At 36.6% G+C, this 8,438-nt stretch carries 9 protein-coding genes; 1 reads left to right on the top strand and 8 read right to left on the bottom strand.

Features of this window, described 5'->3' with window-relative positions; genetic code table 11:
- From RAO94_14045 to RAO94_14025, 5 genes are all read right to left on the bottom strand, one after another.
- A partial coding sequence (locus RAO94_14045; protein ID MDP8323463.1) for a S49 family peptidase occupies window positions 1-1,716 on the bottom strand: 1,716 nt, incomplete at its 3' end.
- A 17-nt stretch (window positions 1,717-1,733) separates the two neighbouring features.
- On the bottom strand, window positions 1,734-3,209 hold the full coding sequence (locus RAO94_14040) for a DUF4097 family beta strand repeat-containing protein (GenBank protein ID MDP8323462.1): 1,476 nt from the start codon (window positions 3,207-3,209) through the stop codon (window positions 1,734-1,736).
- Window positions 3,210-3,214: 5 nt separating this feature from the next.
- Complete coding sequence (locus tag RAO94_14035; GenBank protein ID MDP8323461.1) at window positions 3,215-4,093, bottom strand: hypothetical protein; 879 nt, start codon at window positions 4,091-4,093, stop codon at window positions 3,215-3,217.
- A complete protein-coding gene (locus RAO94_14030; protein MDP8323460.1) occupies window positions 4,086-4,934 on the bottom strand; it encodes an ABC transporter ATP-binding protein in 849 nt (282 codons plus the stop codon). Before RAO94_14030 ends, RAO94_14035 begins: the two co-directional genes overlap by 8 nt.
- The gene (locus RAO94_14025; protein ID MDP8323459.1) at window positions 4,934-5,305 is read right to left on the bottom strand and encodes a GntR family transcriptional regulator; all 372 of its coding nucleotides are present in this window, start codon (window positions 5,303-5,305) and stop codon (window positions 4,934-4,936) included. Before RAO94_14025 ends, RAO94_14030 begins: the two co-directional genes overlap by 1 nt.
- A gap of 417 nt (window positions 5,306-5,722) precedes the next feature.
- Here RAO94_14025 and RAO94_14020 point away from each other — a divergent pair, with 417 nt between their 5' ends.
- Complete coding sequence (locus RAO94_14020; protein ID MDP8323458.1) at window positions 5,723-6,901, top strand: alpha/beta hydrolase-fold protein; 1,179 nt, start codon at window positions 5,723-5,725, stop codon at window positions 6,899-6,901.
- A gap of 44 nt (window positions 6,902-6,945) precedes the next feature.
- Here RAO94_14020 and RAO94_14015 read toward each other — a convergent pair whose 3' ends face one another.
- The 3 genes from RAO94_14015 to RAO94_14005 form a co-directional block, all read right to left on the bottom strand.
- A complete protein-coding gene (locus RAO94_14015) occupies window positions 6,946-7,332 on the bottom strand; it encodes a hypothetical protein (GenBank protein MDP8323457.1) in 387 nt (128 codons plus the stop codon).
- A gap of 28 nt (window positions 7,333-7,360) precedes the next feature.
- A complete protein-coding gene (locus RAO94_14010) occupies window positions 7,361-7,732 on the bottom strand; it encodes a spore germination protein GerW family protein (protein ID MDP8323456.1) in 372 nt (123 codons plus the stop codon).
- 191 nt (window positions 7,733-7,923) lie between these two features.
- Complete coding sequence (locus RAO94_14005) at window positions 7,924-8,301, bottom strand: GxxExxY protein (protein MDP8323455.1); 378 nt, start codon at window positions 8,299-8,301, stop codon at window positions 7,924-7,926.
- Window positions 8,302-8,438: the final 137 nt, after the last annotated feature.

The following is an 8,438-nucleotide window of genomic DNA, read 5'->3' as shown; positions in this document are numbered from 1 at the left end:
ACCACCACTATCAACTCTGAGGATAATACCTTTCACACTTTTATCCTCACGAGCCTTGCGAATTGCTTCAGAAGTAGTCTTTGATCCAATGATCTTTCCCGGTTGACCTTTACCCAATATTATGGATCCTACAGCATAAATTACAGCAATCTTTTCTCTTTTTTCTTTCTGCCAGTTGATCTGCATCGATTCTTCAGGCATTTTTTTGCTGAATTTCTTTATTGCAAATTCATCCTCAAGTATTTTATCAATTTCATCTTCATATACCAGATAATCGATCATTCCATTGTCAAATGCCCGTTCTCCATTAAGATATGGACCATTATCGATCAATTCTCTTACAGGAACTTTCAGTTTATCACTCCTGCCAGATTCTATCATAGCGATCATGTCAGTATATATTCCATCTAAAAGAAGATCATAAGTTTCCCTTTCAGCATCAGTCATGTGCTCATAGGAAAAGGAATTGAATGCGGTTTTATATTCATGACTCTGGAAATTAGTGATATCCACTCCAATAGTATCTAACAGTCCTTTGTAATAGGGCAGGGAAATACTCACACCCCTCAAATCTACACTGCCATTTTTATTTAGATATATTACATCAGCCACACTTGCTGCCAGGCAATATTGAGAACCTGTGATATTATCAGCATAATATATAATTTTCTTGCCACTGCTTTTGAAATCCAGAAGTGCTTTCTGCAATTCCTGACGGGCAGCAAAAGAACAGGAATATTGAGGATTTTTGAAGTAAATGCCTTTAATGTGATCATCATTCTTGAGCTTTTCTATTTTCTTTAATATCTCAGACATTGTTATCTGACCTTTACTGGAGATATTGATGGGGCCTATCTTGAAGCTTGCCTTTTCTTCTACTATTTCGCCCTTTAATTTCCAGATATAATAACGATCTTTGGAGGCTGGATTAAATAAAGATTCCTGATTGTAATCTGTAAAATGCACATACATTTTCCCGGTAGCATAACTATCATCATCATTAAAGGACATCAAATTACCTAATCGGGTATTAGGTAATGCAACTGAGATATTCGCACCAATCCTTTCATATTCAAAATCATAAGATCCACTTAAGAAGATACCTGCAGCCGGTTCAGTACTTACTGTGAATATTGGTTTCTGCCAGTCATATTCACTATCATCACCTTCGGTGTAGATCATGTCCCCACTCAAGGTCAATTTACGGCTCAGCTTTTCATTATTTCCTAACGGACGAAGTGATAGACCAATTCTATAATCTTTGTCATCATTTTCCAGGTCATAAGCAGTTCCTGCCATAGAAAGATAATTAACTGGACGCCATAATCCACTAACTCCCCACTTTCCATCTTTAAAATATTTATTCTTCCAATCATATTTTAATCCAAAGTAGAAATTTGGTGAAAATATACTCTCACCAAATGCCAGGGTATGCCTGTCGGCTGTTTCTTCATTTCTGCCATCTCGCTCAAATACATAAGAAAGGTTATCCATATTGAAAAACAGTGAATAGTAATCCTTTGTAACCTCACCTTCGTGATCTTCTCCCACGTAAGCAAATCCATTACTATTACCAAAACCTAAAGCTGCTGGATTTAGCAGTGGTGACCAGAAATCATCCGTTTCAGCTATGGGAAGGTAACGTAGATGATCTTCCTGTGCCAGCATTATACCGCTGATCATCAGGATCAAAAGAAAAAAAGTAATTTTTTTCATATATCCTCCTAAATTTTTTATTGATTATATAAATTAATACTGGCATTTGAGGTTTCTACGTCAAGAAGTTTTCCACCATCATTATATTTTGCCATGAGATAATTTCTGGAACTCTTTTGAATATCCAGCTTAATATCCTGCAAATTGATCTTACCATTAGAGGTTCTTGCCTGTATATCGCAATTGACCGACTTGGATAAGATGAGGGTTATATCAGCATTGCTTGTATTCACTTCCAATCCTCCGATGATGTTTTTTATCTCGAGTATGATTTTCCCATTAGAAGTTATTGCTTTCCTGATATCGGGACAATCCTCAATCTCAATCTTGGCGTTTGATGTTCTGGCATTTACCATTCCACTCACTTCTTCTACTTCAATGCTGCCATTATTGGTTCGGATATCAGTGTTACCCTTAAAATCTACCACCTTTATACTGCCATTACTGGTTATAAATTCACCTTCACCCATACATCTCTTAACAATGATTTTACCGTTACTACTGATAACTTGATTCAAGGCAATATTGAATGGCAGGTTTATTTCATATTCAATCGCACAATGTGGATTAGTGATTAGTGCTTTACTATGGATCTTCATTTTTCTTGTTCCGATAAACTCTATTTCCACATTATCCAGATCATCTTCAGAATTAGCAGAGATCACTATTTTTACTTCCAATTGATCATTTTCTGTTCCTACTATTGAGATGTTACCATTAAAATTATCCAGACTTAAATTATCTATATCAGCAGATGGGAAACTTCTTTCCACTTCTCTGAAATGATCCTTTCTACCAAAATCGGGAGCATTATTTTCCACTGTGACCATCATATCATTAATACCAGCTCTCCAGTTACGTTCATTCAAAGAGGTTTTTATCACTTCCTCTGGCGTATCACCTAATGCATTCATAGCTGTTCTGGCTGCTACACGGATTACCCCTGCCAGCATTTTACCCCAAAAATTAGTCAAATCCTCATCATCTTCTTCAAATTCAGAATTCTCGGTGATAAAGCCTTTTTCACTGATGGTTACGATCTTACCATCACTATTTGTGATCATCAGATCTCCGTTTTCATATACTATTACTTCATCATCTTCATCGGTGATCTTAAGTATCTTGCCATCCATAAAAATCGGCTGAGAACCTTCTAACATTATTGTAAGACCTTCTTTATCAAAATAGAAATTATCGTCTTCTATGGTCACGTGATATTTCTTGTTCTCTGGCAATTTCAACCAGATCTTTGCCTTTTTCTTTGGTGAAGATATTCCCAGATAATGTTTATCCTGATTGAAAATCGCATCAGTATCATTACATTTTACTTCCAGCTTATTGCCGGATACAAAACTGACACTTTCTACTTTAATATTTGATAATGAAAGCTCTATTAGTTCCTGCTTGAACTTAAATGACTCTGTTATGTTTTTTGCTGATAAACTTGCAGCCAGGACAATTAATACAAGGATAATTATACTTTTTTTCATCATTCCTCCTAATTTACTTCTTTCTTTGAATAGGCGAACACTCCCAGTACAAAAAATATTCCAGAAGCTATTATTTGTAAAGCACTATGCCAGTTAAACAGTAATATTCTGGCATTGATTGCCTGTCTAAAATCCATTACTGACTCCAGATTTTCGAAATCGATCATGTCTTTTACTCCATGTAACGGGCTTATCAACTTTCCGATATATTTAAAAATATCCAATAGAGGAGTATCAAAACTTAGATGTGCAAATACGATTATCAACTGGATTGAGATTGCAATCAAGATCAGCTTCATAAAAGCCTTCTCTTTGAATATTCCTGACATCATGAAACCAATACTTCCCACTACTATTATTGATCGTGAGTATAATAAAAAACTCACAATTAAGCCCGAAATTGCATCTATGAAATCAAATCTGATAATCTGATTCACAAAGGGAACCACCAGGATCAGATTAAATATTCCTACAATGAAAAGCACTATAATGGGTGCTGCTACTGCTATCAGATACTTTGAAAATGAATAAAGCCAGATACTCACGGGCTGACTCCGATAAAATATTTCACATTTCCGGAACTTCTCCATATTCAATGACTGATTTCCGATTGATAATGATACTATCACCATCACAAAACCAGCAAAACCCAATACACCCATACCGATCATATACCAGAATGATTCGCTGATCATTGAAAGGTCAGCCCCGTCTGTTTGAATATTTATCGACATAAAATCCTGAAAATCTAAACCTAATTTACTTTTCATTATAAAAAACGTGATTATTGCCAGGAAATCTATTACCAGAAAAAGTATAATCGGGGATAAAATACTTTTTTGGTGTATCCGGTAATCATTTTTAATTTGTGCTGCAAATTTATTCATGACTGCCTCCCGTGAATGCCAGGAAAAGATCAGCTAATCCCGGTCTATGATATGTTGCTCCCTCTATTTCTATTTCTATAGGTAAAATACCATGATATTGACCCAGAGTGTGAGTTATTTGTCGTGCTCCCTTTTCCTCCAATATATGCAATTGATCAGCAGCAACTGATACCAGGTTATACTTATTTTTAAGCCCTTCCACATCTTCATGTAAAATTATCCTGCCATCATCAATAAATATTATCTCCTGCAGGATCTGCTCAACTTCTTCAACTTGATGGGTAGATATTATTATTGACCTTTCTTCATCAAAATATTCTCCCAGAATTGTATTCAGAAATTCCTTTCTGAAAGCTATATCAAGCCCCAGAGTCGGCTCATCCAGCAGCAGCATTCGCGTTTCAAGTGAAAGGGTTATCAATAAATAAAGCTTGGTTTTCATACCTTTAGATAGTTTACTGATCTTCTTATCCATAGGAAGATTGCTTTTTGCCATCAGCTCTTCAAACTTTTCTTCATTCCAGTGTTCATGTATCCCTTTCATGTATTGGATTATCTGCCTTACTGTCAATCGATCATCGATGATATTTACATCAGGGATAAAAGCCACCTCTTCAAATAAATGATGTTTCAGTGTCTGAATATCTGTTCCAGTATAATTAATATTGCCTTCGTATTTTAATAATCCCAGCATGGAACGCAATAATGTCGATTTGCCGGCACCATTTCTACCAAGCAAACCTATGATCCGTCCTGGCTCTATTTTTAGATTCACATCATCTAAGGCCTGAAACTTACCATAAAACTTGGTTAAGTTATTGATCTCATAAATCGTATTCATTAGTCTTCCCTCCTGTATCGGCTGGATATCAGGCTCACAAGTTTTACCTCACTCATCCCCAGCATCCTGGCTCTCTGAACCAGAGTCTCTACTTCTTCTGTCTCAAAACTCTCCAATCGCTGCTCAAGCAGCTTATCTTTCACTCCTTGTTTAACAAACATTCCTATTCCTCGCTTTTTATAGATAATATCTGCATTTAATAGTTCACCTATTGCGCTGTTAACGGTATTGGGATTGAGCTCATAATCCCTTGCCATTTCCCGCACAGAAGGCAGCTTCTCGTCTTCCTGCACTGCTCCGGATAGGATCATATTCTCTATGTCCTCCTTCACCTGCAGAAACAAGGGCACATTCGGATCAAAATTTCTCATATTTCACCTCTGTCTTAGTGTCTGGGTCAACTAAGACACTAAGGTTATTTCTGTCAATTCTTTTTTATTTTTTCTGTAATTTTATTTCCAGACTCGCTATTTTTACCTCCTTTCCAAATGCTCTGATTTTCTCCTCAAAACACTGTCTATTTCCTTTATATATAACTATTAAGGTCTTACAGGGGCCTTATAAGGGTCTTATAAGGGCTGCAACGATGAACGGCATGACATATTTAAGTTATGCTGTTCATCGTTGCAGTCCTTATAGGTTACTCCTATGTTGGCAGAAAGATTGCTGATTAGTAATTTCGTTGAATTTCTTGTAGATAGATAAGCTCAGATTTTTTAAATCTATGGCTTATACAACATTGACTGGACAATATCTTTATAATTCTTCTTTTTTGAGCTGGAGGTAATATGAAACATATTATTTTACTGGTTATCATTCTTGTATTTGCATTGTGTCTTAGGGCTAATAAACAGGGACTTATGATGAAGATCATTTCTATCCCTGATGATACTCCCCCAGATGCAAAAATATATATCGCTGGAAATTTCAATAACTGGAATCCTGGTGATCCTGATTACCAGCTCCAATTAGTGGATAGCAAATATCAGATTGATCTTGATATATCTGACCTGACAGCAATGGAGTTCAAATTTACCCGTGGTTCCTGGGATACAGTGGAAAAAGGTAACAATGAAGAAGAAATTGCTAATCACCGCTGGGATAATACTGATCCTGAATCTACTCTTGAATTCGCTATTGCCAACTGGCGTGATTTTTGTGAGGAATCTCCAGCAAAGCCACATACACTAACCGGGAGAGTGATCTACCACGAGAATTTCTATATCCCTCAATTAGATCGCTACCGCACTATTCGCATTTATCTTCCAGCGGGATATGACAGCACCTCCACTCGTTATTCTGTTCTCTATATGCATGATGGACAAAACCTGTTTGATAATGCCACTTCTTTTGCTGGAGAATGGAAAATTGATGAAAGCCTGGAAAAACTCACTCTACAGGGAAAAATGGAAGGTCTTATTGTGGTTGGTATAGATAATCACCCCACCAAACGCAGTAATGAATATTCACCCTGGGATAATAAGAAATATAATTGTACTGGTGAAGGTGATGAATATGTGGATTTCATAGTTATTACCCTGAAGCCCTGGGTTGATGAAAATTACCGCACTTTGCCTGATAAAGTACACACTGGTATTGCCGGCAGCAGTTTGGGAGGGCTTATCTCGTTTTATGCTGGTTGCAAATATCCTGAAACATTTTCACGACTTGGAATATTTTCTCCGGCATTCTGGTTTGCCAAAAAGCCAATGGTCAATTATTTTAAAAATTCACCAATACCAAAAAACTGCCAGGTATATATAGATGTAGGAACTGCTGAAGGAGATAATCCTCAGGGACAGAAAGCATATCTAAATGATGCAAAGGAATTCTATCAGCTTCTGCAAAATGCAGGTATTCCTGACAGCAATCTCAAACTCGTTATTGACCAGGGAGCGCAGCATAATGAAAAAGCCTGGGCAAGACGCTTTCCCGATGCCTGCCTCTGGCTGTGGACAACTCCTTGAAGGTAATTATAATCTAATTAATGCCTGATTCCTTATCTCCCATGCTATTTAATAATTACTCTTAGAATAAAAAGCGATAAAAGCACAGTTACTGGGGTAAAGATCAGTTTTTCCTTAGTTATATCTGAACTGAGATTACCCAAAATACCTAATAGAAAAAACAGCAACATCAACCAAAGTCCCACCTGATTGACGCTGTTTTTTCTATTTTCCAGTATAAGTTTTATTTTATAAAATGAAATTATCAGAAATAAACATGTGATCACTGCAGCGAATATCTCATAGTTGATAAGCTGCTCACTATTAGCTTCTATCTGACCACCCCAGACAAAATCTCCTGGTATGATCTGCATCACTACCAAAATATGAAATGCCAGCAGTAGCAATAATAAAACTACGATTATCCGCATAGCTAAGATTTTACGGAGCATATTTTTTCCCTCCCATCACATTAAGCTGCTATTTACGCCTTCTTCTCTTGCTCATTCTCCAGATAAATCCCATGATCATGCCCAGCATGACCAGGATGTGTTTAAATTGGACTGCTGGTATAAACCGGGTACTATCAGGAGTTATCTCAAATACACCAATTGCCTCATTATGCAATCCACCGCCACCACCCATACCATGAGCAGCATTATCAGTATCCCCTTCTTCCTTATCATCTCCGCAACTGCTACCAGGGGCGATTCCTTCTCCCCCACCAAATCCACCAGTTACTTTACTCACAGGAATAATAGTCTTTCCCTGAGCTTCAATCGGATCACCAAATACCATTGATATCTTCAATCCCTTTCCAACATGATCATGTAGTTTCTGTAAATCAAACATCTTTTCTCCTTATTTTATTATTTAACCACGGAATACTCAGAATACACGGAAAAAATACAACTTTTATGTAATCAATTTCTCTAAAATAAAATTTAACAGTAAAATCTCCAAAACAAAACCTTTAATTGACAAAATCTCTTTTTTCTCGCGTTCTTCAGTGTGTTCCGTGTATTCCGTGGTCAAATCCTCTTCTACAATACTATTCTCTTGATATCAACTTTGGGATAGTGATTGAAATTCACTAAGAACCCAAGGTTCAGTCCTGTAGCTTTTAAATAATTAATTACCTGTGCTAAATGAATATCTTCAAGAGCCTTCACTGCTTTCAGTTCAACGACAATCTTTTCATAACATATAAAATCGGGATAATATACTTGCTTAAGCTGATGACCTTTATACGTCAAACTCACTTTATGCTCTGCAACAAATGGAATTTGACTCAATTCAAATTCCTTCTGCAAGCATTCCTGATAAACTGCTTCCAAAAAACCACAACCCATATCCGTATATACTTTAAATATTGCACCTCTTATCTTATAACTTTCATCCTCAAATATCAGATCTTTCATTTTAACCTCAATCATTTCCTACTTGTTTCTTTTTTTAACCACGGAACACTTTGAACACACAGGAAAAAACACAACCTTTATCATTTACCCCCCCCCAAAAACAAGTTAAACCTAGAATAATCCAGATAACCACCAAT

The organism is Candidatus Stygibacter australis (assembly GCA_030765845.1).
Classification (GTDB): Bacteria; Cloacimonadota; Cloacimonadia; order Cloacimonadales; family TCS61; genus Stygibacter; species Stygibacter australis.
Note: the sequence above shows the minus strand (reverse complement) of the source record. Positions and strands in the feature narration are given on the sequence as shown.

What these genes read in the sequence shown, in the direction of transcription:
- RAO94_14030 (MDP8323460.1), bottom strand. Translation starts at nt 4,934, where the DNA reads ATGAATACGATTTATGAGATCAATAACTTAACCAAGTTTTATGGTAAG.
- RAO94_14040 (MDP8323462.1), bottom strand. Translation starts at nt 3,209, where the DNA reads ATGATGAAAAAAAGTATAATTATCCTTGTATTAATTGTCCTGGCTGCA.
- RAO94_14015 (MDP8323457.1), bottom strand. Translation starts at nt 7,332, where the DNA reads ATGCTCCGTAAAATCTTAGCTATGCGGATAATCGTAGTTTTATTATTG.
- RAO94_14020 (MDP8323458.1), top strand. Translation starts at nt 5,723, where the DNA reads ATGAAACATATTATTTTACTGGTTATCATTCTTGTATTTGCATTGTGT.
- RAO94_14035 (MDP8323461.1), bottom strand. Translation starts at nt 4,093, where the DNA reads ATGAATAAATTTGCAGCACAAATTAAAAATGATTACCGGATACACCAA.
- RAO94_14005 (MDP8323455.1), bottom strand. Translation starts at nt 8,301, where the DNA reads ATGAAAGATCTGATATTTGAGGATGAAAGTTATAAGATAAGAGGTGCA.
- RAO94_14010 (MDP8323456.1), bottom strand. Translation starts at nt 7,732, where the DNA reads ATGTTTGATTTACAGAAACTACATGATCATGTTGGAAAGGGATTGAAG.
- RAO94_14025 (MDP8323459.1), bottom strand. Translation starts at nt 5,305, where the DNA reads ATGAGAAATTTTGATCCGAATGTGCCCTTGTTTCTGCAGGTGAAGGAG.